Below are 26569 nucleotides of genomic sequence, written 5' to 3'. Positions count from 1 at the left end.
ATGCTAGCTCAGCGCGTCGAGCGGCCGCTTCCGTCGTCGAAGCGCGGAGCTTCGTGCCGGGCGTGACGCGTTCCGTCGTCGACCGGGGCGGCCGTGGTGCCCTGTGCGGTCCCGTCCGCGGTCCCGTCCGCGGTCGTCGTGCCCGCGGGCGCGGCGCCGGTGGTGTCCGTCCCTGCAGCAGCACGGTCGTCCGCACGGCGGGTTCCGTCGTCGATCCGGTTGCCGTTCCGGTCCGTGCGCACGTCGGGGTCGACGTGGTCGGCCTTCCGCAGCGCCTCGTCGGACTGGGACCGCGCCTCGGCGGCGGTGGACTCGCGCTCCTGCGCCTCACGGCGCAGGCGCTCCGCATCCACTTCGGCCTGCTTGGCGTCGGCGGAGGCGCGAGCGGCCTTGGCCTCCCGCTCCTGCGCGTCGAGCTGCGCCTGCGCTGCGCTCTGCCGCATCTCCTCCGCCCGGCGGCGGTCGGCCTCACGCTTGCGGTTGCGTCCGACGGTCGCGGCGATGATGGCGATCACGATGATCACGATCACGACGACGACGATCAGGATGATCCATCCGGTTGTGTTCATGACGCGTCACGGTACTCCCACGACGCGGAATAGCTAGGGGATTGAACGGTCTGAGGCAGCCGCGACGCGCGGGCCGAGCGGCACGACCCAGTTCACGTCCGAGTAGTCGTCCTTGTAGACGGCGAGGCGGGTGAAGCCGACGACCGACCTCCAGGCGTCGCCGAACCGGAAGCGGCTGGACCCGGACTCGTGTCCTTCACTCAGGACGACGGGCACCTCGACGACGTGCAGCCCCTGCTGCTCGGCGGCGAGGACGAGCTCCGTCGTCCACATCAGCCCGGACTCCCGGGAGACGATCGCCAGCGCGCGGGCCCATTCGCCGTCGGCCCAGATCGTCCCCTGGCTGTCGCCGACCCGGGACTGCAGCAGCGCTTCGCGCAGGAAGCGGAAGATCTTCGACTGGACCGACCGCCTCCACGAGCGCCGCACCTGCGAATCCGGATGCGCCTTCGAGCCGATCGCGACGATCACGTCGTCGGACAGCCGCACGAACTGGTCGTAGTCGGACATCCCGAACGGCAGGTCGTCCGCGGTGAGGAGCACCCGACGTCCGCGGCTGGCGAGGACGCCCGTGCGCAGCGCCTCCCCCAGGCCCGGCTCCGACTGGCGGAGCACGAGGGCGGGCGCGGCAGACCAGGAGGCCTGCTCGGACTGCAGCAGCTCCCAGGCCGTGTCGGTGGAGCCGTTCTCGACCACGATGATCTCGTCGTCCGCGGTCAGCTGGGCGCCCAAGGTGGCGAGGGTGGCCCCGAGGACGCCGGACCCGTTGCGGGTCGGCACCACGACGCTCAGCCGGACCGCCGGCTCCGGCCGTGGCTCCGACGGCAGCGCCCGCGAGCTCAGCCGGTTGCGCTCGGAGGCGCGGACGTGCGACGGCATCGACGTCAGCGACCACACCAGCCCGCCGAGGGCGATGGCGACCAGGATGCTGAGGGCCGCGGTGAGCTCGGAGTAGTAGTACAGCAGCGGCATCACCAGCACGGGCGGGATGAGCCCGATCAGGATGGTCGGGATCGTGACCGTGATCGCGGCGCCGAGCGGGCGCCTCTGCGGCGCACGCCTCATCAACGCGAGAACCAGGCCGACGAGGATGAACACGAGCATGGCGCCGAAGTGCTTCACCACGTAGAGGAACTTCTCGAGGTACAGCTTCACGACCGTCGTGGGGTGGGCCTTCACCTCGTTCAGGTAGAGGTCCTTCAGGATGAGGTCGTACTTCTCACTCGCGATGACCACGTCCGGGTCGATCGCGCGGGCCTTGTCCCAGCCGAACTGGTCGGACCAGACGATGCCCAGCGGCGACGGCTGGCCGGTGATCGGCTGCGGGTACGAGAGCCCCAGGTAGAGCGGGTGCCACGTGCCGTGCGCGTTCGGGAGGTTGTCCATCGACTGGCCGGTCGCCGAGGCGCGGGCCGCGTTCAGACCGGTCATGGCGGCGGTCTGCAGACCGATGGTGAGCACGATGGCCGTTGCCGCCGCCGCGATCGCCGTCAGCCACCGCCACTTCTTGCGGGTGTGCATCCACCACAACACGCCGACGGCAGCCGCGATGCCCATCCCGGACAGCGACCGGGAGAGGTCGCCGATCGCCGCCAGCACCACGAAGCCGAGACTGACGACGATCAGGAGGCTGGTCCGCAGCTTGAAGGTGCAGAACAGCACGAGCAGCGACAGCGAGAGGAACGCGACGGACGCGGCGATCCCGTAGAGGGCGTACACCCGGGTCGTGCTGACGGAGTCGGAGAGCCCGTACTCGGTGCCGGCGAGGATCGTGCCGTTGTTGAGCAGCCACATCAGCGGCGGAAGCAGGACGACGGCGTAGCCGGCGCGAGCACGCTTGAAGATGCGGGCGACGGCCGTGGGCAGCCAGAGCAGCGGGAGGGCGACCAGCAGGGCCTCGGCGAGACCGAGCCCCGGGTACGGGGATGCCGAACGGGTGACCAGGCCCATCAGGCTGGCGACGATGTAGGCGCCAGGGTCGTCGTCCCACGCGGCGGAGACCCACTGCCCGGACGACGCGACCTGCGTGTAGTTGGATCCGGAGTTGACCGCCTTGATGAGCAGCGTGCCCGTCTCCCGGAACGCATCGTACGTCGCGCGCAGCTCGTGGTCGCGCGCCGAGTGCCAGGCGAGCGCGGGCATGTTGATGACCACGAGGAAGGACACCACACTCAGCACGACACCGACCAGGATGAGGAAGACGCTCGTCGAACGCGGCCAGAGCCGGTTGGCGGCGGCGGTGGCGTTGGGGGTGTGGGACATATTTGCTGCAGTTCCTCGTACTGGTCGGCGCGCCGGAGCGGCCGGTAGGTGGGAGCGGGGATCGGGCATGGATGCCTCGGTGGAGCTTAGTGCATGTCTCGCTCGGGGGCTGGGGCCAGCTCCGCCTCGGCGGGAACCTCTCCCCTGCCGCGACTGCGCCGCAACTCGACGAGGACACCCACCACGACGAGCACCGCCGCGATCGCGGAGCTGGTCAGCACGATGGAGGTCACGGACTGGTGCGTCCACAGCGAGACCACCACGATCTGCACGACGAGACCGACGGCGGTCAGCACACCCAGCGCCCGCGCACGCGACGAGAAACCGGCGTAGAGGATGACCTGGACGATGGCGAACAGGCTGCCTTCCAGTGCGAAGAGCCATGCGAGGGAGGCGAAGTCGGCGTACTTGTCGCCGCCGATGATCCAGACCAGCGGGACCGCCAGCACGGCCGTCCCGGCGGTCGCCACTACGCCGATCGCCGCGGACAGCCCGACCGCGACGGCGAAGGCATGGCGCATCGTCCCGGCCGTCATCTTCGGGAAGAACACGGTGATCACCGCGTACGGCAGGAAGAAGGCGATCTTCGCGACCAGGGCGCCCAGGGCGTACTCCCCGGAACCCTGCCCGTCGAGGAACACCCGGGCGAGGAGGAGGTCGGTGTTCGAGAGCGCGTACAGCGCGACCAGGGTGCCCGTCGTGGCGGTGAGCTCCCGCACCAGCTGCGGGGTGAGCCGGCGCCGCGGGCGGACGGGACCGGCGAACCAGACGGCGGCGACCGTGCCGGCCAGGCTCCCGACCAGGATGCCCGCGCAGGCCGAGGTCACGTCCGGCCGGACGGCCAGGGCGATCACGCCTCCCGCCGCCCTCAGCACGCCGATCGCGGCGTACGCGTACCCGTAGTGGCGGTGCCGCTCCTCGCCCTGCACCAGGCCCAGCGCGCCGAAGCCAGGGATGGAGGCTGCGACCGCGAGAACGGTGAGGATCACCGCGGCAGGCGGCACCGTCAGCAGGCTCGCAAGCGGCCACGCGACGGCCAGTCCGGCGACGGCGATGAGGGCGGTCACCCGGAGGCCGAGGGAGACGACAGCGGCGCGCTCCTCCGCGCCGCCGGCTCCCGCGAGGGCGACCCGTCGGGCGGCCACCGCCTGAACACCGAGCGCAGCCGTACCGCCGATGATGGAGACGCTCAGCATCGCGCCGAGAGCGCCGTATTCGGGGACGCTCATCCAGCGGGCGGCGAACATCGACAGCAGATACGAGGCCGCATTGGCCAGCATGGTCGCTGCTCCGACGAGCAGGATGCCGCCCGCCAAAGCACGGCGGGTCTGGGTCACCCGAGGACTCTACCAGCCGCCCGCCGGGCTCCCGCCCGGCTCCTCCCCCGGCTCCCTGGATGCCGTCGAGTGGTGAGTAGATGCTCCAATTCACGTCGAGTGGCGACATCTGCTCACCACTCGGCCGCCGCGTCCGCGGATGAGTAGGGCGGACGGGACTTGAACCCGTGACCGAGGAATTATGAGTTCCCTGCTCTGACCAGCTGAGCTACCGCCCCGATCGCGTACCGGTCCGGTCACTCCGGAGCGGGGACGCTGGGGGCCGCTTCCGTCTCCGGCTCGGCCACCGGCTCACCACGATACAGGCTTTCGAACGTGCTGATCGTGGTCTGGATGTCGTGCGCGGCCACGATCCGCAGCGACGCGCGCTTGAGCACATCCAGCTCGTCCTGCGGCAGCGTGAGGACGCTCTCCAGCTTGTCGGCCAGGTCTTGCGCGTCGCCCGGACGGAACAGGTGACCGTTCTCGCCGTCGTGCACGAGGTGCGGAAGCGCCATGGCGTCGGCGGCGACCACCGGCAGCGCGGAGGCCATCGCCTCCATCGTGGCGATCGACTGCAGCTCGGCGATGGACGGCATCGCGAAGACCGTCGCGCGCGTGTACGCCTCGCGGAGCTCCTCGTCGCTGACGTAGCCGAGGAACTCCACCCTGTCGGCGATGCCGAGAGTCTCGGCCATGTTCTGCAGGTTCTTGAGCTGGTCGCCGCCGCCGACGATCTGCAGCCGCGCATCCAGGCTCTCGGGAAGCAGCGTGAAGGCGTTCAGCAGGACGTCGATGTGCTTCTCGCCGGTCACCCGCCCGACGAAGAGGATGCGGTTGCCGGTGCGCGGCGTGAAGTCGGGCGTGTAGTTGTGCGCGTCGATGCCGCAGGAGACCGCGTAGACGTCGCGCAGCCCTGTCGACGCCTCCAAGAACTCCGCCGCCTTGCGCGTCGGGGTGGTCACGGCCGAGGCCCGGTCGAAGCTCTTCCTGGCGTCGGCCCAGGCGATCTTCACGAAGGTCTTGCGCAGGAACTTGGGCAGGAGGGTGAACTCCACGATGTTGTCCGCCATGACGTGGTTCGTCGCCACGATGCGGATGCCGCGCTTCTGGGCCTCCGCCGCCAGCCCGCGGCCGACGACGATGTGCGACTGGAAGTGCAGGACGTCCGGCTTCACCTCGTCGAGGACGCGGCGCGCGTTCGCCTTGCTGGTCCACGGCAGCGCGAAGCGGAGCCAGTCGTGCGGGTACCAGCGCCAGCTCCGGAGGCGGTGGGCGGTCATCTTCTGGCCCTCGTGCTCCTCGATCCACGTGCCGTGCTTGCGGCTCGCGGCAGGGGCGACGATGTGGACGTCGTGGCCCCGCGCCACGAGGCCGGCGGCGAGGCGCTCGGCGAAGCGGGCGGCCCCGTTGACGTCGGGGGCGAAGGTGTCGCAGCCCATGACGATGGTCAGCGGCTCGGTGGTTGCCGGGGCGGGCGGTGTCGGTTGCGGTCCGCTCGTATCAGGCACGTTGTTCGTTCCCTACGGTCGTGGGCTTCGGATGGCGAATCCGGCGACGGCGTTCGCGGCCCGGGCTGGTGAGTGTCGCAGCCCGGTCGATTCAACGGCCTAGTCTAAGCCGCTTTGTCCCGCGGCGTCCGTAATGCGGTCGGCCACCGGCGCGTCCGAGGCGCTCTGCGGGTGGTATTTCGCCAACTGCAAGACGCCGAGGACGGCGACCGCGCCCGTGACGGCGAACCCGACCATGGCCCACCAAGGTGCCCCGGCCGCCTCGTTCAGGACGACGATCCCGATGGTGACGGCGACCATCGGGTCGATCACGGTGAGGCCGGCGATCACCAGGTCCGGCGGCCCGGACGAGTACGCGTTCTGCACGAAGTACGCGCCCAGGATGGCGGCGAGCAGCAGGGCGACGATGCACGCGACGAGCAGCCAGTCCCACTCCTGCTCGGAGATGCGGTCGATGGCCACCTTGGCGAGGGTCGCAACGAAGCCGTACAGCACGCCGGCGCCGACGATGTAGATGATCGCCTTGAACTTGTGCCGCAGGAACCAGAACAGGACACCGAAGGTGATCAGCACGACGGCCAGGATGATCAGGATGACGATCAGCGCCCGGCTGGTGACCGGCAGATCTCGGGCGAACACCGCCGCCAGCAGCACGAACGCACCGACGCCGCTGACGCAGAGGGTCACCGCGATCACCGACTGGTGATTGAGTCTCACACCGCTGACCCGGGCGTTGAGGATGCTGGTGATGACGAGCCCGACCACGCCGAGCGGCTGGACCAGGATGATCGGCGACAGCTTGAGGCTCACCAGCTGGAAGACGATGGCCAGCCCCAGCAGCAGCGTCCCGATCACCCAGGACGGACGTGCCAGCAGAAGACCGAGGGTCCTGGCGCTCATGCCCCCGCCCGCGTGGCCGGTGGTGGCCTCCACCTTGGCGACGCCATGGTGCTGGAGCTGTGCACCGACGGAGAGGAAGCAGGCACCGACGAGCGCGACCGGAATGCCCAGGAGCTGGCTGGGCTGATACGAGAGGTCGAAAGCGTCCATCAGTTCCGTACCCACCCCACGACCCTACCGGGAATGATCCGGATAGTCTTGCTGAATGGCCGTCCTCCCGATCCGGATCACCGGTGACCCCGTGCTGCACTCCCCCGCCCGTCCCGTCGCCGAGATCGACGACGAGGTGCGGACCCTGGTCGCCGACATGTTCGAGACCATGGACGAGGCGCCGGGGGTCGGTCTCGCTGCTCCGCAGGTGGGAGTGCCGCTCCGGCTGTTCGTCTACGGCTGGACCGACGACGACGACGTGCAGCACCGCGGTGCCGCGATCAACCCGACGCTCTGGCTGAGCCCGCTGACCGTCGAGGAGCTGGACGAGGACATCGAGTCGGAGGGATGCCTCTCCTTCCCGGGCGAGCGCTTCCCGCTCCGGAGGGCGGAGCGCGCGATCCTGCAGGCCACCGATCTCGACGGGGTCGAGTACGAGGTGCGGGCCGAGGGCTGGCTGGCACGGATCTTCCAGCACGAGTACGACCACCTGGACGGCATCCTCTACGTGGACCGCCTGACGCATCCCTTCGGCAAGGCCGCCCTGAAGACGCAGCGCAAGAACAGCTGGGGCGTCCCCGGTCTCAGCTGGCTGCCCGGGCGCGACCACCTCGACGACTGAGCGCCCCGGCCACGTCGCACGTGCTGCGCAGCGCGGGTCCGGAAGCCGCGGGTGCGGAGGCTGCGGTCAGCGCCGCAGGTCCACCCCGTGCACGCCGTTGTGGTGGCGCAGTGCCGGGAACACGACCGTCAGAGTGAAGCCGACGCCCGGGACCGTCTGGGCCGTCAGCGTCCCGCCGAACAGCGCAGCACGCTCCCGCATCTCGATGAGCCCGGCGCCCTCGTAGTGCGCGGTGAGCGCCCGGACATCGTCCGCGATCGTGTACGACGTCGCCTGGTCCACGCCGTCCCGGTCGAGACCGAGCCGCCGTGCGGCGGCACGGATACCGTCGTCCTCGACGCTCACTTTGAGCCCGTCCGCCGTCCACGAGAACGCGACGGACGCGTTCGTACCGGCGCCGCCGTGCTTGAGCGCGTTCTCCAGGCTGGTCTGCAGGATGCGGAACACGGCCAGCTCCGCCCCCGGCCGCAGGTCGAAGCGGTCGCCGCTCTCGGTGAAGGTGACCGCGAGACCGGCGTCGCGCAACACGCGGAACAGATCGCGCGCCGAGTGGAGGCTCGGCTGCGGGAGTGCGGCCTCCTGCGCTTCGCGGGCCACCGCCTGCAGCCGGCGCAGGTCGGCCAGGGCGTCGCGTGCGGACGTCTCGAGCGCTCCGACCGACCGCACGGCGGCCGCCGGATCGGCTTCGGCCGCATAACGGACACCCTCGGCCTGCGTGACGAGCCGTGAGACCGATTGGATCGCGACATCCCCCAGATCGCCGACGATGCGGAACCGGCCCGCCTGCTCGGCCAGGTCGAGCTCCCGGTCGATGCGGTCCCACTCCGACTCCTGCCGGGTGTCCCGCAACCGGACACGGCGCCTCCGCTCGGCGAGCCAGAGGACGAGGAAGACCACGGCGGCGACGAGCGCCACGACGGCTGTCGCGGTGACGACGACGTCCATCGGCCTTCCTTCCCGCCACGCGCTCGCGCGGCCCGGTCGATCCTACCGGGCCGCGCGAGACCGTCAGGCGCTGTCGCGGTTGGCGCGAAGGACCTCCAGCCGGGCGCGGTACTCCTGCTCGTCGATGTCGCCGTTCGCGTAGCGCTGCGCGAGGGTCTGCTCGGCCGAGCGGGTGGCGCCGTGCGGGCCCCAGCCCGGGTAGCCGTTTCCTCGCATCGCTGCGGCCCTCCGCCAGCGCCGGCCGGCGAAGCCGAAGATGAGCGCGATCACGAGGATCCAGAAGATCGGGATGAAGATCCACCACCAGCCGAAGAAGGGGTGGCCGTACGCCACCACGCAGGGGGCTGCCGCGGCCGCGGTGGCCAGTGAGCTGAGCATGATGTGTCCAATCGATGACGGTCCGCGGCTCTCGCGGACGACACTGCCAGCCTCGCCGCGGCGGCCACCGGGCGAATCCGCCGCCGGGAGCGTTCCCGGCTACTCCGGCGGGAGCAACGCCCTCCCATCTCCCCCTCGTCGCGCAGCGCCCCACGGTCGTACGATGCGCGCATGGACGATGACGAGGGACGACACTCAGCCCGCAACGACAGGGGCGACGCGAACGCCGAGGAGCCGGACGACGAGGTGGACGCGTACGAGAACGACGAGGCGGAGAACCGGGAGTCGTTGGAGCGTGAGGCGGGACTGAGCGCGTTCGGGGGCCCGAGCTTCGGGCACCTCTTCGACCAGCCGCCCTCCGACGACGGCGGTTTCAACGCCCAGAACAACCCGTGAGCGCGCCGGACGCCCGCCGGGTACTCCCCGGGGAGTAGCCGGGAGACACCGTCCGGCGGACGCCGACGCGGGCGGCCCTGGCTAGCATGAGGAGATGCCCTGGAACGCGCCCGCCGATGACGGCGCAGGCCCGCGCCACGGAGGGTTCGAGGGCGCGGCCACCGGACCCGGTTGGGGACGTCCTCCCTGGGTGGAGCGCGGGCGACCGCGCGGCTCCCGCTGGTTCCCCGTCGTCCTCGCCGCGCTGCTGCAGGTGCCAGGGGTCCTCATCGCGGGGCAGCAGGCGTCCGCCCACCCGCTCGCACTGGGTTTCACGCTCCTGGCCTTCGCCTCCTCGTTCGTCCTGCTCGCCGGGCGCAGCCATCCCGGACTCACCGTCGCCATCGTCGCCGCGCTCTGCGCGCCGGCGATCGCCGTGACGACCGGGCCGCCCTTCTCCGTCGTCCCCCTCGCGTTCGCCGTCGTCGGCGCCGTCATCCGCGGTGCCCGGGTGTGGGCGTGGTGGACACTCGCCGGGTTCGCCCTCGCCGGTCCCGCCGCCGCCTACCTGCTGCGCGGTGATCCGGCCGCCATGATCCGGCCCCTCATCGTCGCCCTCCTCCTCTGCCTGCTGGTGGGCGTCGGAGAGGCTCTGCGCAACCGGGGCGAACGGTACCGGGAGGTCGCCCGCACCATCGCCGCCCGCCGTGAAGCCGCCGCCGAAGCCGAACGGCTCCGCATCGCCCGGGAACTGCACGACGTGCTCGCCCATTCGCTCTCGCAGATCAGCGTTCAGGCCGGGGTCGGCCTCCACCTGTTCGACTCGCGCCCGGAGAAGGCGCGGGAGAGCCTCGAGGCCATCAAGGCGACCAGCGGTCAGGCCCTGGAGGAGGTCCGGGGCGTGCTGGGCTTCCTCCGCGGGCCGGACGGCTACGCTGCCCGCTCGCCCGAGCCGGACCTGGCACGCATCCCGCTGCTCGTCGAGACGTACCGCAAAGCCGGCCTCCGAATCGACTACCGGTCGGACCTGCGCTCCACCCCGTCGGCGGCGGCGCAACTCGCGCTGTACCGCATCGTGCAGGAGTCGCTCACCAACGTCGGCCGGCACGCCCAGGCGACGAGCGTGACGATCCGCATCGCAGAGAAGGACGGCCGATACGTGCTCACGGTTCAGGACGACGGCCGGGGCCTTCCCGCCGACACGGCGGCCGAACCCGGTGGGCCGGGCGCCACGACGGGCAGGGGGATGCTCGGGATGCGCGAACGCGCAGAGCTGCTCGGCGGCTCCTTCGAGGCGCGGAAGCCCGACGGCGGCGGACTGCTCATCGAGGCCCGCATCCCCGCGACTCCCCCGGCGCCGGGAACCGGCCTGCGGGAGGCCTCGTGATCCGCGTCGCGCTGGCCGACGACCAGCACCTGGTCCGAGCCGGTTTCCGCGCTCTGCTGGAGGCCGAGGAGGATGTCGAGATCGTCGGCGAGGCGGGCACCGGTCGGGAGGCCGTCGAACTGGTCCGCCGCGCCCGTCCCGACGTCGTGCTCATGGACATCCGCATGCCGGACGGGGACGGGCTGTGGGCGACCGGTGAGATCGTCGCCGACCCGGCGCTCGCGGGGACGCGCATCGTCATCGTGACGACGTTCGAACTGGACGAGTACGTGGCGCAGGCGATCGTCGCGGGTGCGAGCGGCTTCCTGGTCAAGGACACGGAGCCCGTCGAGCTGATCCGCGCCGTTCGCGTGGTGGCCGCGGGGGATGCGCTGCTGTCGCCCGGGGTGACCCGCCGCCTCATCGAGCGGGTCTCCGGTGGTCTCCGCCCGGCCCCGGACTCCGCTGGCCTGGAGCAGCTGACCGATCGGGAGCGGGAGGTGCTGGCCCTCGTGGCGCACGGGCTGACCAACACCGAGATCGGGGCGCGGCTGTTCCTCAGTCCGTTGACCGCCAAGACGCACGTGTCGCGGATCATGACCAAGCTCGACGCCCGCGACCGGGTGCACCTCGTGGTGCTCGCCTACGAGACCGGGCTCGTGCAGCCGGGGTGGCAGTAGGGCGCTGATCCTGAATTCAGGAGAATGGCCGTCCTGAACTCAGGAGAAACGGCGCAGATCGTCCGCTATGTCCTGAGTAAAGGACGTCAGGCACCGGTCCCGACCGAATCTCCTGAGAAAAGGACGCGACGAACTCCGCTCCGCCGCTCCTGAATACCGGAGCCCAATCTCCTGAATTCAGGACGACATCGCCCGCAAACCGGCGCACCCCGCACACGCAGAAACCCCCGGCCTTCCGTAGAAGACCGGGGGTTTCGCTGGCTCCCCGACTTGGACTCGAACCAAGAACCTGCCGGTTAACAGCCGGCTGCTCTGCCAATTGAGCTATCGAGGAATGCTTGATCAGCGAAGCTACTCTAGCAAGATTCGCCGCCCCTCCGGAAATCGGGCCACCATCCCGGGTGCGTCGGGCTCAGTACCCGGCCTCCGGGTCGACGACGCCGACGAAACGACCGTCGTCGAGGAACGCGCGCACGTTCAGCCGGATGCGCTCGGCGAGCAGCGGAGCCGTCATCTCGGGGGTGTCCGCCTGGTGGGGCGTGATGATCACACCGGGCTCGTCCCACAGCGGATGGCCGTCCGGAAGCGGCTCCGGATCGGTCACGTCGAGGCCTGCACCCGCGATCGCGCCGGTCCGGAGCGCCTCCAGCAGGGCGTCCGTGTCGACCAGGCCGCCGCGCGCGATGTTCACCAGGTACGCCGTGTCCTTCATCGCCGCGAACTCGTCGGGCCCGAACAGGCGGCGCGTCCCGCCGGTGAGCGCCGCAGCGACGACGACGAGGTCCGCCGACGGCAGCACCTCGCGCAGGCGGGAGGCGGTCACGGTCCGAGCGGCGCCAGGAACGGCGGCCTCCGACCGGCGGACGATCGTCACCCGCGCGCCGAACGGCTCCAGCAGGCGCATGAGCTCCAGCGCGATCCCGCCGGCGCCGACGATGACGACGTCCATCCCGTAGAGCGAGCGCCCTTCCGGCTCGGTCGCCCAGGAACGCGCGCGCAAGCGCTTCGGCAGGACCCGCAGCAGCGCCAGGGAGAGCACGAGCGCGTGCTCGGCGACGGGCTGCGCGTAGGCGCCCTTGGCGCTGGTCCAGACGAGGCCCGGGCGGTTCTCCGCGGCCAGGATGTCGGCGAAGGCATCGACACCCGCGAACGGCAGCTGCACCCATCCGATGCCGGGATGCGCCTCCAGGACGGCAGGGAACGACGCGGCGTCCTTATTGGACAGCCAGACGACGCCACGCGTGCGGTCCGAGAGCGGCTCGACCGTGCCGCCTGCGGCCTCCACCGCGTCGACGAACTGCTGCCCGGCTTCGGGGAGCACGGCGATCGGACCGGGCTCGGGCCGCCGGTCGGCGGGGATCGCGGTCACCTCGTCCGCCATCACGGCACGATGCCGCGCGGCACCGGCACCCGCACCCGCACCCCCGTCATGCTCGGTTGCGTCCTGGTTCATCCGTCCTCCTTGGTGGTCCGGCGAGCAGCGGCCCGCTGCGGTCGACGTTCGGTCCGCAGCTGCGGCGGCTTCAGCGCCCGCGCCAGCCCAGCGACGAAGGGATGCGTGGGGTCGGCCAGGACCTCCTCGATCGGGCCGAACCCGACCGGTCGCCCTCCCTGCAGCACCAGCGACACGTCGGTGGCCCTCCGCAGCACCGAGAGGTCGTGGCTGACCACGACCGCCGTGAAGTCGGGATGCTCGCGCAGCTGGCTGAGCAGGTCGATCACCGCATCCCGCACGGTGGCGTCGATCCCGGCCGTGGGCTCGTCGGCGATGAGGATGCTCGGCCCGAGCACGAGTGCCCGCGCCAGAGCGACGCGCTGCCGCTGACCCGAGCTGAGCTCGTACGGGTACTTGCTCAGCACGCTCAGCGGGAGGTGCACCGTGTCGAGCATGGTGGCGGCCCGCTCCCCCGCCGCGCGGCGCGGATAGTGCTCGTCGCGCTCGAAGATCGGGAGCGCCACGTTGTCCTGCACCGTCAGCGACGGCTCCAGGGTCGCCGCGGCCTCCTGCGGCAGGTAGCCGACGTGGAAGGTCACCTCCGCCAGGTCGCGCTTGCGCGCCTTGCGCAGGCGGTGGCCGAGCACCGACGCCTCGCCGCCGCTGATGCGCGGGCCGGGATCGGAGGCGCGCGCCGGCAGCACGCGTCCGGCCAGCACCTGGGCGAGCGTGCTCTTGCCGGACCCGGTCTCGCCGAGCACGCCGAGCACCTGCCCCTCCTCCAGCCGGAAGCTCACCCCGCGCAGGGCGACGCACGAGGCGCTGGGGCCGCGCGCGGGGTATTCGACGGACAGGTCGCTGACGGCGATGGCTGGCTCGGAACTCACACCTTCGACCCTAGGCGCTCTGGCTCTGCAAGCGGTGCAGCTCCTCCCGCCGGTCGGCCTGCTCGACCGGATCCGGCACCGGAAGGGAGGCGAGCAGCCGCTGCGTGTAGGCCTCGCGCGGGTTGCCGAGCACCTCCGCGCCGGTCCCCTCCTCGACCAGCTTCCCGCGGTGCAGCACCGCGATGCGGTCGGCCAGCAGGTCGACCACGGCCAGGTCGTGGCTGATGAACAGCGACGCGAAGCCGAACTCCTTCTGCAGGTCGGCGAACAGCTCCAGCACCCGGGCCTGCACCGAGACGTCCAGAGCCGACGTCGGCTCGTCCGCGATCAGGAGGGTCGGCTCGAGCGCGAGCGCCCGGGCGAGGCTCGCGCGCTGCCGCTGACCGCCGGACAGCTCGTGCGGGAAGCGGTCGCCGTACGCGCGGGGCAGCTGGACGGCCTCCAGCAGTTCGTCGACACGGCGCCGCGCGTCCGTCGGCGAGGACGCGCGCCCGTGCACCACCAGCGGCTCGGCCACGCACTCGGCGATGGTCAGCAGCGGGTTGAAGCTCGACGCCGGATCCTGGAACACGAAGCCGATGTCGCTGCGCACCTTGCGGAACTGCCGCTCGCGGACGCCGTTCATCTCCTGCCCGAGGACCTCCAGAGAGCCGCCGGTGACCCGGTTGAGGCCGGCGATCGCGCGCCCGATCGTGGTCTTGCCCGAACCGGACTCCCCCACCAGGCCGAGGACCTCGCCGGGGCGGATGTCGAACGAGACGCCGTCGACGGCGACGAACCCCGGTCGGCCCAGCCGGCCCGGGTACTGGATGCGCAGGTCGCGGGCGCGGACGACCGGCGCCAGCTGGGGACGCTCGGCGCGGGCGATGGCGCGGTCCTGTGTCGCAACTGCGCCCTGTCCGATCTTCGGAACGGCCGCCAGAAGCTTCTTCGTGTAGTCGGCCTGCGGCGACGCGAACAGGGTGCGCACGTCGGCCTCCTCGACCAGCTTGCCCTGGTACATCACCGCGACGCGGTCGGCGAGGTCGGCGACCACGCCCATGTTGTGCGTGATCAGCACGATCGCGGCGCCGAACTCGTCGCGGCAGCGGCGCAGCAGGTCGAGGATCTCGGCCTGGACCGTCACATCGAGCGCCGTGGTCGGCTCGTCCGCCACGATGAGGCCCGGGTTCAGCACCAGGGCCATCGCGATCACGATGCGCTGCTTCTGGCCTCCGGAGAACTGGTGGGGATAGTGCTTGACGCGGGTCTCCGGATCCGGGATGCCGACCCGGCCGAGGATCTCGACGGCCCTTTCGCGAGCCTCCTTCTTCGACAGCCTGCCGTGGGCGCGCAGCCCCTCGGCGATCTGCCAGCCGACCGGATAGACCGGATTGAGCGCGCTCGACGGCTCCTGGAACACCATGGCGACGTCGGTCCCGCGCACCGCGCGCAGCCGGCGGCCGTCGAGCGAGACGATGTCCGCTTCGCTCTTGCCGTCCCGGCTGCGCAGGATGACGGCGCCCGAGGCGGTCGCCGTCTCCGGCAGGAGCCCCAGGATGGTCTTCGCGGTGACGGTCTTGCCCGAACCGGACTCCCCCACGATCGCCAGGACTTCGCCCGGCCCGACGGTCAGGCTGACCCCGTCGACCGCCTTGACGGCTCCGGCGTCGGTCGAGAAGGAGACCGACAGGTCGTTGATCTGGACGACGTCGCTCATGGACGCACCTCGATTCCATGCTCGTCGAAGGACTCGCCGCCCTCCAGGCCGTCCACTCCGCCTGGGCCGGCGGTCAGGGTGCCGCCGGGGACCACGGAGGTCTCGGCGACCTGCCCCGAGGCGGCTGCCGCGCGGCGACGGCCGCGCAGACGCGGGTCGGCCAGGTCGTTGAGGCTCTCGCCCACCAGCGTGATGCCGAGCACCACCAGCACGATGGCGAGACCGGGGTAGATGGACGTCCACCAGATGCCGCTCGTCACGTCGTCCACGGCCTTGTTCAGGTCGTAGCCCCACTCCGCTGCCGCGGTCGGCTCGATGCCGAAGCCGAGGAAGCCGAGCCCGGCCAGCGTGAGGATGGCCTCCGACGAGTTCAGGGTGAAGATCAGCGGGAGGGTGCGGGTGGAGTTGCGCAGCACGTGCCGCGCCATGATCCGCGTGTTGCTGGCGCCGACCACCTTCGCCGCCTCGACGTAGGACTCCGCCTTGATGCGGACGACCTCGGAGCGGATCACCCGGAAGTACTGCGGGATGTACACCACCGTGATCGAGATCGCCGCGGCCAGGATGCCGCCCCACAGGCTCGACTGCCCGCCGCTGATCGCGATCGCCATGACGATCGCGAGGAGCAGCGACGGGAAGGCGTAGATCGCGTCGCAGATGACGACCAGCACGCGGTCGAGCCAGCCTCCGAAGTAGCCGGAGATCAGGCCGAGGAACACGCCGATGAAGATCGACAGGATGACCGCGACGATGATCACCAGGATCGCGGTCTGCGTTCCCCAGATCACCCGCGAGAACACGTCGTAGCCGCCGGAGGTGGTGCCCCAGATGTGGGCGGCGCTCGGCGGCTGCTGCGCGCCGAACGACTTCCCGTCGGCCTTCGACTGGGCGAAGCCGTACGGGGCGATCAGCGGAGCGAATATCGACAGCAGGATGAAGACGGCCGTGATGACCAGGCCCACGACGAGCATTCCGCGCTGCAGGCCGACGCTCTGCCGGAGCTGGTGGACGACGGGCAGGCGGTCCCAGAGGGAGCGCTTGCGGGAGGTGAGTGCTGCGGTCGACATCTCAGTACCTCACTCTCGGGTCGATGAGGGCCGCGATGACGTCGACCACGAAGTTGGTGAGGGTGACGATGACCGCGAGCAGCACCACCATGCCCTGGACGGCGACGAAGTCGCGCGCCTGAAGGTAGTGCACCAGCTGGAAACCGAGGCCCTTCCACTCGAAGGTGGTCTCGGTCAGCACCGCGCCGCCGAGCAGCAGGGCGATCTGCAGGCCGATGACAGTGATGATCGGGATGAGCGCCGGCCGGTACGCGTGCTTCCGCAGCAGGCGGGACTCCCCGACTCCGCGTGACCGCGCGGCGTCGACGTAGTCGGTGGACAGGGTCCCGATCACGTTGGTGCGCACCAGTCGCAGGAAGATCCCGGCGGTCAGCAGTCCGAGCGCGACCGCCGGGAGGATGGCGTGGGTGAGCACATCCACCACCACCTCCGGGTCGCCGGTCTGGAAGGCGTCGATCAGGTAGATGCCGGTCTTCCCGTCCAGCGTCTGCATCTCCAGCTCGGAGCTGGTCGACGCGCGCCCGGACACCGGGAGCCAGCCCAGCCAGATCGAGAAGATCAGCTTCAGGACGAGGCCGACGAAGAAAACGGGCGTCGCATAGCAGAGGATGGCGAAGATGCGGAGGCTGGCATCCTGCGCCTTGTCACGGAAGTACGCCGCGACGAGGCCGAGCGGGATGCCGACGATGAAGGCGACGATGAGCGCGTAGAACGCCAGCTCCAGGGTCGCCGCACCGTAGTGGAGGAGCACCTGGGTGACCGGCTGATTGTCGGTGAAGGTGGTGCCGAAGTCGCCGCGGAGCAGCTGGCCCAGGTACTCGAAGTACTGGACGATGATGGGCCGGTCGTACCCGGCCTCGTGCACGCGCTGCGCGAGCTGCTCAGGAGGCAGCTTGCCGCCGAGCGCTGCGGTGATCGGGTCGCCGGTCGACCGCATCAGGAAGAAGACGACGGTGACCAGGATGAAGATGGTGGGGATGATGAGGACGGCGCGGATCACGATGTAGCGGCCGAGACCGCCCCCGGATCGTCGCTTCGCCTTGGTGCGCTCGGGGCCGGGGGTCGTACCCGCGTCCGCGGTGCTGACAGTCGCTGTCATGGAAGCCAATCGTGGTGGTTCGTGGAGAGGGGTGGCTCGCTGCGTGAGCGAGCCACCCCCCGGTCGGCTCGGAGCTTCTGGCTCCGGTCCGTGCTTACTTCGAGAGTGCCGCGTAACGGAATTTGAATGACGCGTCCAGCGTCTTGTCCGCCCCGGAGACGCCCTTGGCGACGACGGCGACCTGCGAGCCCTGCAGCAGCGGCAGGGTGCTGAGGTCGGCGCCCACCTTCGCCTGGATCTCCTCGATCAGCTTGGTGCGCTCGGCCTTGTCGGTCGTGCCCGCCTGCTTCGCGATCAGGCCCTGGACCTCCGCATTGTCGTAGTGGTTCGCCAGGAAGTTGTCCTTGATGAAGAACGGCGACAGGTAGTTGTCGGCGTCGGAGTAGTCCGGGAACCAGCCCAGCTGGTAGGCCGGGTACACGTCGTTCGTGCGGTCCTTGGAGTACTGCACCCACTCGGTGGACTGCAGGTTGACCTTGAACAGGCCGCCGTTCTCCAGTTGCGACTTGACCAGCGCGTACTCGTCACCGGAGGACGGGCCGTAGTGGTCCGGGTTGTACTGGAGGTTCAGCGAGACGGGCGTGCTGACGCCAGCCGCCTGCAGTGCAGCCTTCGCCTTGTCGAGGCTGGGGCCGCCCTTGCCGTCGCCGTAGAGGTCCTTGAGCACCGTGGTGGCGCCGGTCAGGCCGTCCGGGACGAACGAGTACAGCGGGGTGTAGGTGCCCTTGTAGACCTGGTCGGCGATCGCGGAACGGTCGACGAGGTCGGCGGCCGCCTGGCGCACCGCGAGAGCCTTGGCTGCGTCGGCGTCGGAAGTGGTGGCGCCGAAGGGCTGGGTGTTGAAGTTGAAGACGATGTAGCGGATCTCGCCACCCGGTCCCTTGACGACCTTCACCTTGTTGTTGCTCTCGAGGCTCGCGATGTCGGTCGCCGAGAGGCTGCGGTAGGCGACGTCGATGGCGGTCTTCTGGATGTCGAGCTTCAGGTTCGACGACTCCGCGTAGTACTTGACGTTGATCTTGGCCGTCGCGGGCTTGCCGAGCAGGCCCTTGTAGCCGTCGAACTCCTTGTACGCGATCAGGTTGTTGAAGTCGTAGCTCGTGATGTCGTACTGACCGGCGAACGGGTGGCCCTTGACGATGGTGTTGTCCGGGGTGACCTTGTCGGCCGAGAAGACCTGCTCGTCGACGATCGGGCCGGCCGGGCTCGAGAGCACCTGCGGGAAGGTTTGGTCGTTCGGCACCTTCAGCTTGAAGACGACCGTCGACTTGTCCGGGGTGGAGACGCTGTCCAGGTTGGCGAGCAGCGAGGCCGGGCCGTTCGGGTCGTTGATCTTGATCTGACGGTCGAACGTGAACTTCACGTCGGAGGAGGTCAGGTCGTGGCCGTTCGCGAACTTCAGTCCGGGCTTCAGCTTGACCGTGTACTCGGTCGGCGAGGTGAAGTCGGCGCTCTCGGCGATGTCGGGCTTCACGTCCGGGCTGCCGTACGGCGTGTTCAGCAGGAACGGGTAGACCTGGTTCATGACGGCGAACGAGCCGTTGTCGTACGAGCCGGCCGGGTCGATCGAGGTGATCTTGTCGGTGGTTCCGATGGTGAGCGCTGAGCCGCCGCCGGAGGAGTTGTTGCTTCCCGAGCAGCCGGCGAGCACCAGTGCCGCGGCCGCGAACGCGGCGGAGACGGCGAGCAGGCGCCGACCGCCGTTGTGTGCGGATGTCATATCCGAGTACCTCTTCCTGGTGTGGGATGCGCGGCGGCGTCCTCGCGGGCATGCGTGATCGCCGTTCGCGTGAGAACTTTCCTAGCACGGAATGGTCGCGGACAGCGCATCCAGATGCGGATCCGGGCGTGATCTTTACACAGGCGCAACAAAAGAGCGCTCATCTGCGCACCCGACGAAGGATTCCGCAGTATTGCCGTCACCTGCGGTCACTCCCCGCGGAGACGCCGCCGTTCGGTCTCGATCGCCACCATCGCCAGCGAGATCTGGCGGCGCAGCTCCGGATCGTCCGTGCGCCCGAGCCGCGAGGTGAGTTCGGCCTTCTCGCGCAGCAGGTCGCGATCGATCAGCCCATCGACGATGGAGCGCGCGTAGGGGCCGGCGTCGCCCTCCTGCGGGAGTGCGGACACGGCCAGGGCGTTCACGGTCGACGCGTACGCCTGCGGGACTTCGGCGAGGATCCGATCCACCCAGCCCGGCTGCTCGAGCGTCGCCAGCTGGCTGGCGATCGCGTCGCGGACGACGGCATGGGTCGCGTTCACGAACGGCACCTGGACGGCGCGGGCGGCGCGCTCGCGGCCGACCTCGGCCGGAAGCTGCAGCAGGACCATGAGGCTCTCGCGCTCGGTGCGCTGCGTGGGGTCGGCGAGGTCGGCCTGCGGGAGCCGGCGCTGCGTCTCTGAGGCCGCGCCGGGTCCGGCGCCCGGGCCGGAGTCGCGCCCATCGCCGGGGCGGCCGCCGCTGCTGCCGCCGCCGCTGCTCCGCTGGGCCGCCCGGACGGCGCGGATCGCATCCTGCAGGTCCGCTCCGGAGAGCCGGGCCAGCTCGCGTGTGTAGCCGTTCTGCGAGGCGGGGTCGCGGATCGTCGCCACGATGGGCGCGCCGGCCCGCAGCGCCGCCGTGCGCCCCTCCACCGAGTCGAGGTCGAAGCGCTCCACCACCTGACGGATCATGAACTCGAACATGGGCTTGCGGGCGTCGATCATCCGGCGGACCGCGTCGTCGCCCTTCATCAGCCGGAGGTCGCACGGGTCGAGCCCGTCCGGCCCGACGGCGACGTAGGTCTGCGCCGAGAAGCGCTGCTCCTCGCCGAACGCGCGGGTCGCCGCCTTCTGGCCTGCTGCATCCGGGTCGAACGTGAAGATCACGGAGCCCTGGCTGGAGTCGTCGCCCATCACCCGGCGGATCACCTTGATGTGGTCGACACCGAAGGACGTTCCGCAGGTCGCGACGGCGGTGGTGATGCCGGCCAGGTGGCAGGCCATCACGTCCGTGTACCCCTCGACCACGACCACCTGGTCCTGGCGGGAGATGTCGCGCTTGGCGAGGTCGAGCCCGTAGAGCACCTGCGCCTTCTTGTAGACGGCCGTCTCGGGGGTGTTCAGGTATTTGGGACCCTTGTCGTCGTCGAGGAGCCGGCGCGCGCCGAAGCCGATGGTCTGACCGGTGACGTCGCGGATCGGCCACACCAGCCGGCCGCGGAAACGGTCGTAGACGCCACGGTCGCCCTGGGAGACGAGACCGGCGGCGAGGAGCTCCTCCTGCGTGTAGCCCTTTCCGCGCAGGTGCTTGGTCAGCTCGTCCCAGCTCTTCGGGGCGAACCCGACGCCGAAGTGGGCGGCCGCCGCGGAGTCGAAGCCGCGCTCGCCGAGGAATCGACGGCCCGGCTCGGCGTCCGGCGCGGACAGGCGGTCGCGGAAGAACTCCTCTGCGGCGGAGTTCGCCGCGAGCAGGCGCGCCCGGTTGCCGCCGCTCTCCGACGGACCGCCGCCGCCCTCCTCGTAGTGCAGCTGGTAGCCGATGCGGGAGGCGAGGCGCTCGACCGCGTCGGTGAACGTGACGTGGTCCATCTTGAGCAGGAACTCGTAGACGTCGCCGCCCTCGCCGCAGCCGAAGCAGTGGTACCGGCCGACGCCGGGGCGCACGTAGAAACTGGGACTCTTCTCGTCGTGGAAGGGACAGAGGCCCTTCAGCGCGCCGATCCCGCCGGTCTTCAGGCTGACGTAATCGCCGACGATGTCTGCGATGTTGGTGCGGGCCTTGACCTCTTCGATGTCACTCTGTCGAATCCGGCCGGCCATGCTCTCGATTCTAGTGAGCCGGACCGACGGTCACCCGCGTGCGGCCGGACTCACTCCCGCGGCGGGCGTCTGCGGCGCGTGTTCTGGGCGATCTCGATGATGGCGCAGAAGACCTCGATGCCCACGCGGAGCAGCAGAACGGCCAGCATTGCGCCCACCAGCGTGATGAGCACGCCGAACAGGAACACGAACGCCCCGACGGGCGAATGCGTCGCGATGGCGGACGTCAGGCCGTTGGCGAAGCCGACGATGATGCCGAGGGCGATCAGCACGAGCCCGACGACGTAGACGGGGCCGGCGAGCTTGCGCGTCACGTAGTTGGTGAAGGTGAAGTCGAACAGCGACGAGAAGAAGCGCGAGTCGTCGAGGCGGTCGGCGAGGTCGTGGACGGTGCGCCCGCCCGCGGGGTGCTCGGCGGCGTCGGCGTCCGCCCCCTCAAGGGGCGTGGATGCTGCGGGGGCCGCGGCTGCGGCGGCAGTGGCGGCGCCGGCGGGCACCGGTACTTCTGCCACCACGGTGTCGGCGCCATCTGCTCGGACATTCTCGGGCACGGTGTCGCCTTCCGTTGCTGCGGGGGTCTCCGCGGTCGAGGTGGAGGCGGCGGTCGCTGCCTCGGGGAGGACTTCTGTCGGCGCTGCGGCTGCTGCAGCTGCTGCGGGTGCTGCCGATGCGTCACCGTACAACTCGGCGGCCGTCGGGAGGCGCTTGGTGGCCGCGGAGGCCTCGGACTCGGCGAGCGGCTCTGCGGGCGATGTCGAGGTGTCGGCGGGTCCGGTCGAAGATACCGCCGCGGATGCCGTCGCGGCCGGCGCGAGCGGTTCGCGCGCACCCAGGGTGGCATCCATGATGCCCGGGGCCTCGCCCTCGGGGGCGATCGGCGCGGGCTTCGCCGTGGTCCGTCTCGTACGGCCGGCGGCCGGCTTCTTCGCAGGCGACGCGGAGGTCGTGGACTTCGCGCCGGTCGTCTTCCGGGCCGTCTCGGGCTCGGAAGTGGGGGAAGCACTCTCGGCGCCGTCCGGCGTGGCGGCGGCTGCGCTTTTCGCCGTGCCGGCGGTCTTGGCGGCGGCTGCGCTCTTCGACGTGCCCGTGGTCTTGGCCCCGGATGCGCTCTTCGCCGTTCCTGTGGCTTTGGTCGTCCCTGTCGTCCGGGTGGAGCGGGCCGCACCCGTTCCGGCGGACGCGCGCGGTGACCGGCGGGGCGTCGCCGGCGCGGCCGGGGTCGCCTCCGCCGACTCGCCCTCAGCGGGGCGGTCGCCGTCCGACGGTGGTAGTGCGGTGCTCATTCGTTTCCTCCTGAAGGCCTGACCTCAAGCATTCTGCACGGGGCGGCGGGATTCAAGCCCGGTCGTGCGCGCATCCGCTCCGGTTGGCGCATCAATGCTGCACGAGCCGTTCGTACCAGCTCAGAGCGGACTGGTCGGTGAGGCTGGCGACCTGGTCGACGACGACCCGGCGACGTTCGTCTTCGTTCGCGGCATCACGCCAGTCTTCGGCGAAGCCGGGGTCGAGCTCCGCGGGCCCCCGCTGGTGCAGGAGGTCGGCCAGCGTCGTCAGGATCTGGCGCTGCTGGGCGTAGATCGGCTGACGGGTGTTGCGCGACATCACGAAGGTGGCGACGATGCCCTTCAGCACCGCGATCTCCGCACGGATGCCCAGAGGAACCACCACGTCGGCGCCGAACCGGATGAGGTCGGTGCGGCCGGCGGCCTCCTTCGTCGCGTGCACTGCGGCGTGGGCGAACCGACCGATCAGCTGGCTGGTCAGGTTCTTCAGCCGGGCCTGGGAGCGGCGGGAGCCGTCCCAGCCGTCCAGCCAGATGTCCATGCTGTCGAGCCGGTCGAACGCCTCGATGAGCTCCTGGTGGCTCACCTCGCCGCCGACCCACTCGTGCATGGACTCCACCAGGTCCTCGTGGTCGACGCGGCTGCCCAGCGCGGCGACGTCGATGTAGCCGTTGACCACGGCGTCTTCGAAGTCGTGCACCGAGTAGGCGATGTCGTCGGAGAGGTCCATCACCTGGGCCTCGATGCAACGCTGCCGGTCGGGGGCGCCGGCGCGCATCCACTCGAACACAGCCCGGTCGTCGGCGTAGAAGCCGAACTTGGCCCGGCCGCTCGGGTCGGCGACCGACGAGGAGGCGGGCCACGGGTACTTGCAGCTCGCGTCGAGACTGGCGCGCGTGAGGTTGAGACCGTACGGGCGCCCGTCGCGGCCGAACACCTTCGGCTCGAGGCGGCTGAGCAGCCGCAGGGTCTGGGCGTTGCCCTCGAAGCCGCCGATCCCCTCCGCCCAGGAGTTCAGCGCGCGCTCGCCGTTGTGGCCGAACGGCGGATGCCCGATGTCGTGAGCGAGGCAGGCGGTGTCGACGATGTCGGGGTCGAGCCCGAGACTGTTGGCCAGCTCGCGGCCGACCTGCGCCACCTCGAGGGAATGCGTCAGGCGGTTGCGGGCGAAGTCGAGGCCTGCGGTCGGGCTCAGCACCTGCGTCTTCGCCGCGAGGCGGCGGAGCGCGCTGGAGTGCAGCAGCCGGGCGCGGTCGCGGGCGAAGTCGCTGCGGCGGTTGGAGTGGTGCTCGGGCAGCCAGCGTTCGCGGTCGTGCTCGGTGTATCCGGACGCCGCCTCGTCCCAGCCGCTTCCGGAAGGCGCGCTCGGCTGCGCGCTCGGCTGCGCGCTCGGCTGAGCGCTCGGCTGCGCGGCCGGTGCCACGTCATCCACCACTGTTGTGGACCTCCGCGTCGGCGACCTCTGCGCGCTGGACACCGTCGAGGTCGCGGCTCTGCAACCAGCCGTCGGGCAGAGCGGGCCGCTTCGGCGAACCCGCACGGCCGCGCTGCCCTTCCGCCGCTTCGCCGGGGTACTCCTGGTTCCCGTCCAGCGTGGCGAGGAGGTCGTCGAGGTGCTGGAGGGTGTCGACCGTCGCCAGGCTGGCGCGCAGGTCGCCGCCCACCGGGTAGCCCTTGAAGTACCAGGCGACGTGCTTGCGGATGTCGCGGCAGCCGCGCTCCTCGCTGTCGAAGAACTCCACCAGCAGCTCGGCATGGCGGCGGAACGTCTGCGCCACCTGTCCGAGCGTTGGCCGCGCCTGCGCCGCCTCGGCCTCCGCCCCGCTGATCTCACCCGCTCGGGCGCGGAAAGCGGCCGCTAGATCCCCGAACAGCCACGGGCGGCCCAGGCAGCCGCGGCCGACGACCACTCCGTCGCATCCCGTCTCGTCGACCATGCGGATCGCGTCGGCCGCCGACCAGATGTCGCCGTTGCCGAGAACCGGGGTGGAGGCGACCGTCTCTTTGAGCTTCGCGATCGCGGACCAGTCGGCGTGGCCGGAGTAGAACTCCGCCGCCGTTCGGGCGTGCAGCGCCATGGAGGCCACGCCCGCCCCTTCGGCGATACGGCCGGCCTCGAGGTAGGTGAGGTGGTCGCTGTCGATGCCCTTGCGCATCTTGATGGTCAGCGGGATGCCGCCCGCGGCCTCCACAGCGCCCTCGACGATCTCGCGGAACAGCCCGAGCTTCCACGGGAGCGCGGCCCCGCCGCCCTTGCGGGTGACCTTGGGCACCGGGCAGCCGAAGTTGAGGTCGATGTGGTCGGCGCGGTCCTCCGCCACCAGCATCGTGACCGCCTCGCGGACCGTAACCGGGTCGACCCCGTAGAGCTGGATGGAGCGCGGCGTCTCGGACTCGTGGTGGGTGATGAGGCGCAGCGACTCGGGCGTCCGCTCCACGAGCGCGCGGGAGGTGATCATCTCGCTCACGTAGAGCCCCGCGCCGAACTCGCGGCAGAGCCGGCGGAACGCGGTGTTGGTGATCCCCGCCATGGGTGCGAGGACCACGGGCACGTCGAGCCCGAGCGGACCGATGGTCAGCTGGGGGGCGTGGCTTATCGTTGCAGTGGTAGACATCTCACTCGATTCTCCCAGAAAGCGTGCTGAGCTATGGCCGAAAGCCCGGAATCCGTGGACTACTCCTCCGAAGGCGCATCTGTGAGCAGCGGACGGGAGCGCGTCGCGGCGGATGCAGCTGCCCGCGGGGTCGACATCCGCATCATCGAACGCCCGGCTGCGGGCAGCCTCCACGAGGCGGCTGCGCTGCTCGGCATCCAGCCGTCCGACATCGTCAAGACGCTGGTCGTGAAGCGCAGCGACGACACGTTCGTGTTCGCCCTGGTTCCTGGGGGTCGCAAGATCGCCTGGCCGAAGCTCCGGTCCGTGGTGGGCGTCAACAAGCTGCAGCTGCCGGACGCCTCCGTCGCTCTCGCGGCGACCGGCTACGAGCGCGGCACCATCACGCCTTTCGGCAGCACGACCGCGTGGCCCGTCATCGCCGACGCGACGATCCCGGGGCGGACCGTTTCGATGGGCGCCGGCGAGCACGGCTACTCCCTCTTCGTCGACGCGGACGCCCTCATCGCCGCCTTCGGCGCCGCCGTCGCCGACATCACCGACCCCGAGTAGCCATCTACTGGTCCCGACATGCCGTTACGGCCGCGCGCGTAACGGCATGTCGGGACCAGCAGATCGCGAGCTGTGGATAACCGGAGCGACGAATCGGGGGATGCGGCAGGGTGGCGGGATGAGACCCGCCACGCCTTTGCCACCTCCGTTGTGCGACGCACCCTTCTCCGCCCGAGCGGCCCAGGAGGCCGGGGTGCCTGTGCAGCGGCTGCGGCGCGCCGACCTCGTCGCACCGTTCCACGGAGCCCGTGTCGGGGCTGATGTCGATCCGGGACTCCTGGAACGCTGCGCGTCATACCGAACGGTCATGCAGCCGGATGCCTTCTTCAGCCACGCGACCGCGGCTCTGCTGTACGGGCTCCCTCTCCCCGCCCGCTTCACCGACGAAAGCCGACTGCACGTCTCCAGGGTCCTGCCCCGTCGTTCGCCAAAGGGCCAGAGCATCCTCGGTCATGCGCTCGCCGTGCCGATCTCACTGCGATGTGTGCAGGGGATGCCCGTGCCTGCGCCCGCAGAGGTGTGGTGCCAACTTGCGGCACTTCTCGGCATCGACGATCTCGTCATCGCAGGGGACGCGCTGCTGCGGCGGAAGGGTCCTCTGTGCGCTCCCTCAGACCTCAGCGACGCCGTCTCCTCGGCCGACGCGCGTCCGGGCATCCGTCGCCTTCGGCCTGCAGCGGAGCTCGTCCGAGCCCGAACCGACTCTCCGATGGAGACGATCCTGCGGCTGGCCATCGTCCGCGCCGGCCTCCCGGAGCCTCAGGTGAACTACGCGATCTGCGATGGGTCGGGACGTGTGGTCGCGTCGGGCGACCTCGTGCTGCCCTCGGCGCGCCTCGTCATCGAGTACGACGGAGACCATCATCGCAGCGACGCCGACCAGTACCAGACCGACATCGACCGCATCTACCGGATCGAGTCACTGGGCTGGCGTGTGCTGCGCATCAACAAAGCACACATGCGTGCGGGAGCCGCCGAAGCGCTCCGACGCATCCGCGGTGCGCTGCGCAACTAGTGGTCCCGACATGCCGCCACACCTTCACGCGTAACGGCATGT

Annotated in this window: 23 protein-coding genes and 2 tRNA genes; 6 read left to right on the top strand and 19 right to left on the bottom strand. The window is 70.4% G+C overall.

Going from position 1 to position 26569, the window contains the following annotated elements; genetic code table 11:
• Window positions 1–8 precede the first annotated feature (8 nt).
• The 6 genes from SB754_RS07350 to SB754_RS07325 form a co-directional block, all read right to left on the bottom strand.
• Window positions 9–569: a hypothetical protein gene (locus SB754_RS07350; protein ID WP_410781683.1), complete on the bottom strand. Its 561-nt coding sequence runs from the start codon at window positions 567–569 to the stop codon at window positions 9–11.
• 33 nt (window positions 570–602) lie between these two features.
• Window positions 603–2831: a glycosyltransferase gene (locus tag SB754_RS07345; RefSeq protein WP_410781682.1), complete on the bottom strand. Its 2229-nt coding sequence runs from the start codon at window positions 2829–2831 to the stop codon at window positions 603–605.
• An 86-nt stretch (window positions 2832–2917) separates the two neighbouring features.
• Window positions 2918–4168 carry a hypothetical protein gene (locus SB754_RS07340; RefSeq protein WP_410781681.1) on the bottom strand — a complete coding sequence of 417 codons (1251 nt, stop codon included), beginning with the start codon at window positions 4166–4168 and terminating at the stop codon, window positions 2918–2920.
• 144 nt (window positions 4169–4312) lie between these two features.
• A tRNA-Ile gene (locus SB754_RS07335) sits at window positions 4313–4386 on the bottom strand.
• 18 nt (window positions 4387–4404) lie between these two features.
• Window positions 4405–5658 (bottom strand): glycosyltransferase, encoded by a 1254-nt coding sequence (locus SB754_RS07330; RefSeq protein ID WP_410781680.1) that lies wholly within the window; start codon window positions 5656–5658, stop codon window positions 4405–4407.
• 99 nt (window positions 5659–5757) lie between these two features.
• Window positions 5758–6723: a multidrug DMT transporter permease gene (locus SB754_RS07325; RefSeq protein ID WP_410781679.1), complete on the bottom strand. Its 966-nt coding sequence runs from the start codon at window positions 6721–6723 to the stop codon at window positions 5758–5760.
• A 40-nt stretch (window positions 6724–6763) separates the two neighbouring features.
• Between SB754_RS07325 and def the strand changes: the two genes are divergently transcribed.
• Window positions 6764–7330, top strand: coding sequence for a peptide deformylase (gene def / locus SB754_RS07320; protein WP_410781678.1), 567 nt, complete (start codon window positions 6764–6766; stop codon window positions 7328–7330).
• A gap of 66 nt (window positions 7331–7396) precedes the next feature.
• Here def and SB754_RS07315 read toward each other — a convergent pair whose 3' ends face one another.
• On the bottom strand, window positions 7397–8275 hold the full coding sequence (locus SB754_RS07315; protein ID WP_410781677.1) for a sensor histidine kinase: 879 nt from the start codon (window positions 8273–8275) through the stop codon (window positions 7397–7399).
• A gap of 63 nt (window positions 8276–8338) precedes the next feature.
• On the bottom strand, window positions 8339–8653 hold the full coding sequence (locus SB754_RS07310; RefSeq protein WP_410781676.1) for an SHOCT domain-containing protein: 315 nt from the start codon (window positions 8651–8653) through the stop codon (window positions 8339–8341).
• Window positions 8654–8824: 171 nt separating this feature from the next.
• On the opposite strand from SB754_RS07310, the gene SB754_RS07305 reads away from it, so the two are divergent.
• From SB754_RS07305 to SB754_RS07295, 3 genes are all read left to right on the top strand, one after another.
• Window positions 8825–9049: a hypothetical protein gene (locus SB754_RS07305; protein WP_410781675.1), complete on the top strand. Its 225-nt coding sequence runs from the start codon at window positions 8825–8827 to the stop codon at window positions 9047–9049.
• 94 nt (window positions 9050–9143) lie between these two features.
• The gene (locus SB754_RS07300) at window positions 9144–10415 is read left to right on the top strand and encodes a sensor histidine kinase (protein WP_410781674.1); all 1272 of its coding nucleotides are present in this window, start codon (window positions 9144–9146) and stop codon (window positions 10413–10415) included.
• Window positions 10412–11074: a response regulator gene (locus SB754_RS07295; protein ID WP_410781673.1), complete on the top strand. Its 663-nt coding sequence runs from the start codon at window positions 10412–10414 to the stop codon at window positions 11072–11074. The genes SB754_RS07300 and SB754_RS07295 overlap by 4 nt, the downstream gene beginning before the upstream one ends.
• A 258-nt stretch (window positions 11075–11332) precedes the next feature.
• Here SB754_RS07295 and SB754_RS07290 read toward each other — a convergent pair.
• The 11 genes from SB754_RS07290 to dusB form a co-directional block, all read right to left on the bottom strand.
• Window positions 11333–11408 (bottom strand) — tRNA-Asn (locus tag SB754_RS07290).
• Between the two features lie 78 nt (window positions 11409–11486).
• Window positions 11487–12527 (bottom strand): D-isomer specific 2-hydroxyacid dehydrogenase family protein, encoded by a 1041-nt coding sequence (locus SB754_RS07285; RefSeq protein WP_410781672.1) that lies wholly within the window; start codon window positions 12525–12527, stop codon window positions 11487–11489.
• Complete coding sequence (locus SB754_RS07280) at window positions 12524–13396, bottom strand: ATP-binding cassette domain-containing protein (RefSeq protein WP_410781671.1); 873 nt, start codon at window positions 13394–13396, stop codon at window positions 12524–12526. Before SB754_RS07280 ends, SB754_RS07285 begins: the two co-directional genes overlap by 4 nt.
• 10 nt (window positions 13397–13406) lie before the next feature.
• Window positions 13407–15095, bottom strand: coding sequence for an ABC transporter ATP-binding protein (locus tag SB754_RS07275; RefSeq protein ID WP_410781670.1), 1689 nt, complete (start codon window positions 15093–15095; stop codon window positions 13407–13409).
• Window positions 15092–16162, bottom strand: a complete 1071-nt coding sequence (locus tag SB754_RS07270; RefSeq protein WP_410781669.1) for an ABC transporter permease — start codon at window positions 16160–16162, stop codon at window positions 15092–15094. Before SB754_RS07270 ends, SB754_RS07275 begins: the two co-directional genes overlap by 4 nt.
• A gap of 1 nt (window position 16163) precedes the next feature.
• Window positions 16164–17261 (bottom strand): ABC transporter permease, encoded by a 1098-nt coding sequence (locus SB754_RS07265; protein ID WP_410781668.1) that lies wholly within the window; start codon window positions 17259–17261, stop codon window positions 16164–16166.
• Between the two features lie 94 nt (window positions 17262–17355).
• The gene (locus tag SB754_RS07260) at window positions 17356–18981 is read right to left on the bottom strand and encodes an ABC transporter substrate-binding protein (RefSeq protein WP_410781667.1); all 1626 of its coding nucleotides are present in this window, start codon (window positions 18979–18981) and stop codon (window positions 17356–17358) included.
• A gap of 209 nt (window positions 18982–19190) precedes the next feature.
• Entirely contained in the window at window positions 19191–21062 is a 1872-nt protein-coding gene (dnaG, locus tag SB754_RS07255) for a DNA primase (RefSeq protein ID WP_410781666.1), read from the bottom strand.
• A 50-nt stretch (window positions 21063–21112) separates the two neighbouring features.
• Window positions 21113–22345 carry a DUF4282 domain-containing protein gene (locus tag SB754_RS07250; protein ID WP_410781665.1) on the bottom strand — a complete coding sequence of 411 codons (1233 nt, stop codon included), beginning with the start codon at window positions 22343–22345 and terminating at the stop codon, window positions 21113–21115.
• A 91-nt stretch (window positions 22346–22436) separates the two neighbouring features.
• Window positions 22437–23780, bottom strand: coding sequence for a deoxyguanosinetriphosphate triphosphohydrolase (locus SB754_RS07245; protein ID WP_410781664.1), 1344 nt, complete (start codon window positions 23778–23780; stop codon window positions 22437–22439).
• Window positions 23770–24960 (bottom strand): tRNA dihydrouridine synthase DusB, encoded by a 1191-nt coding sequence (dusB, locus tag SB754_RS07240; RefSeq protein ID WP_410781663.1) that lies wholly within the window; start codon window positions 24958–24960, stop codon window positions 23770–23772. The genes SB754_RS07245 and dusB overlap by 11 nt, the downstream gene beginning before the upstream one ends.
• 33 nt (window positions 24961–24993) lie before the next feature.
• Here dusB and SB754_RS07235 point away from each other — a divergent pair, with 33 nt between their 5' ends.
• Both SB754_RS07235 and SB754_RS07230 read left to right on the top strand, forming a co-directional pair.
• Entirely contained in the window at window positions 24994–25512 is a 519-nt protein-coding gene (locus SB754_RS07235) for an aminoacyl-tRNA deacylase (protein WP_410781662.1), read from the top strand.
• Between the two features lie 193 nt (window positions 25513–25705).
• Window positions 25706–26527, top strand: coding sequence for an endonuclease domain-containing protein (locus tag SB754_RS07230; RefSeq protein WP_410781661.1), 822 nt, complete (start codon window positions 25706–25708; stop codon window positions 26525–26527).
• The last annotated feature ends 42 nt before the right edge of the window (window positions 26528–26569 follow it).

It is taken from the genome of Leifsonia sp. SIMBA_070 (assembly GCF_046534635.1).
Taxonomy (GTDB): domain Bacteria; phylum Actinomycetota; class Actinomycetes; order Actinomycetales; family Microbacteriaceae; genus Leifsonia.
The sequence above is the reverse complement of the archived record's forward strand: the minus strand, read 5'-3'. Positions and strand labels throughout refer to the sequence as shown.

Bases quoted from the DNA above. Each gene is read 5' to 3' on its own strand.
- SB754_RS07250 (WP_410781665.1), bottom strand. From the start codon at position 22,345: ATGAGCACCGCACTACCACCGTCGGACGGCGACCGCCCCGCTGAGGGC.
- SB754_RS07350 (WP_410781683.1), bottom strand. From the start codon at position 569: ATGAACACAACCGGATGGATCATCCTGATCGTCGTCGTCGTGATCGTG.
- def (WP_410781678.1), top strand. From the start codon at position 6,764: ATGGCCGTCCTCCCGATCCGGATCACCGGTGACCCCGTGCTGCACTCC.
- SB754_RS07270 (WP_410781669.1), bottom strand. From the start codon at position 16,162: ATGTCGACCGCAGCACTCACCTCCCGCAAGCGCTCCCTCTGGGACCGC.
- SB754_RS07345 (WP_410781682.1), bottom strand. From the start codon at position 2,831: ATGTCCCACACCCCCAACGCCACCGCCGCCGCCAACCGGCTCTGGCCG.
- SB754_RS07285 (WP_410781672.1), bottom strand. From the start codon at position 12,527: ATGAACCAGGACGCAACCGAGCATGACGGGGGTGCGGGTGCGGGTGCC.
- SB754_RS07310 (WP_410781676.1), bottom strand. From the start codon at position 8,653: ATGCTCAGCTCACTGGCCACCGCGGCCGCGGCAGCCCCCTGCGTGGTG.
- SB754_RS07265 (WP_410781668.1), bottom strand. From the start codon at position 17,261: ATGACAGCGACTGTCAGCACCGCGGACGCGGGTACGACCCCCGGCCCC.
- SB754_RS07275 (WP_410781670.1), bottom strand. From the start codon at position 15,095: ATGAGCGACGTCGTCCAGATCAACGACCTGTCGGTCTCCTTCTCGACC.
- dusB (WP_410781663.1), bottom strand. From the start codon at position 24,960: ATGTCTACCACTGCAACGATAAGCCACGCCCCCCAGCTGACCATCGGT.
- SB754_RS07260 (WP_410781667.1), bottom strand. From the start codon at position 18,981: ATGACATCCGCACACAACGGCGGTCGGCGCCTGCTCGCCGTCTCCGCC.
- SB754_RS07305 (WP_410781675.1), top strand. From the start codon at position 8,825: ATGGACGATGACGAGGGACGACACTCAGCCCGCAACGACAGGGGCGAC.
- dnaG (WP_410781666.1), bottom strand. From the start codon at position 21,062: ATGGCCGGCCGGATTCGACAGAGTGACATCGAAGAGGTCAAGGCCCGC.
- SB754_RS07315 (WP_410781677.1), bottom strand. From the start codon at position 8,275: ATGGACGTCGTCGTCACCGCGACAGCCGTCGTGGCGCTCGTCGCCGCC.
- SB754_RS07300 (WP_410781674.1), top strand. From the start codon at position 9,144: ATGCCCTGGAACGCGCCCGCCGATGACGGCGCAGGCCCGCGCCACGGA.
- SB754_RS07235 (WP_410781662.1), top strand. From the start codon at position 24,994: ATGGCCGAAAGCCCGGAATCCGTGGACTACTCCTCCGAAGGCGCATCT.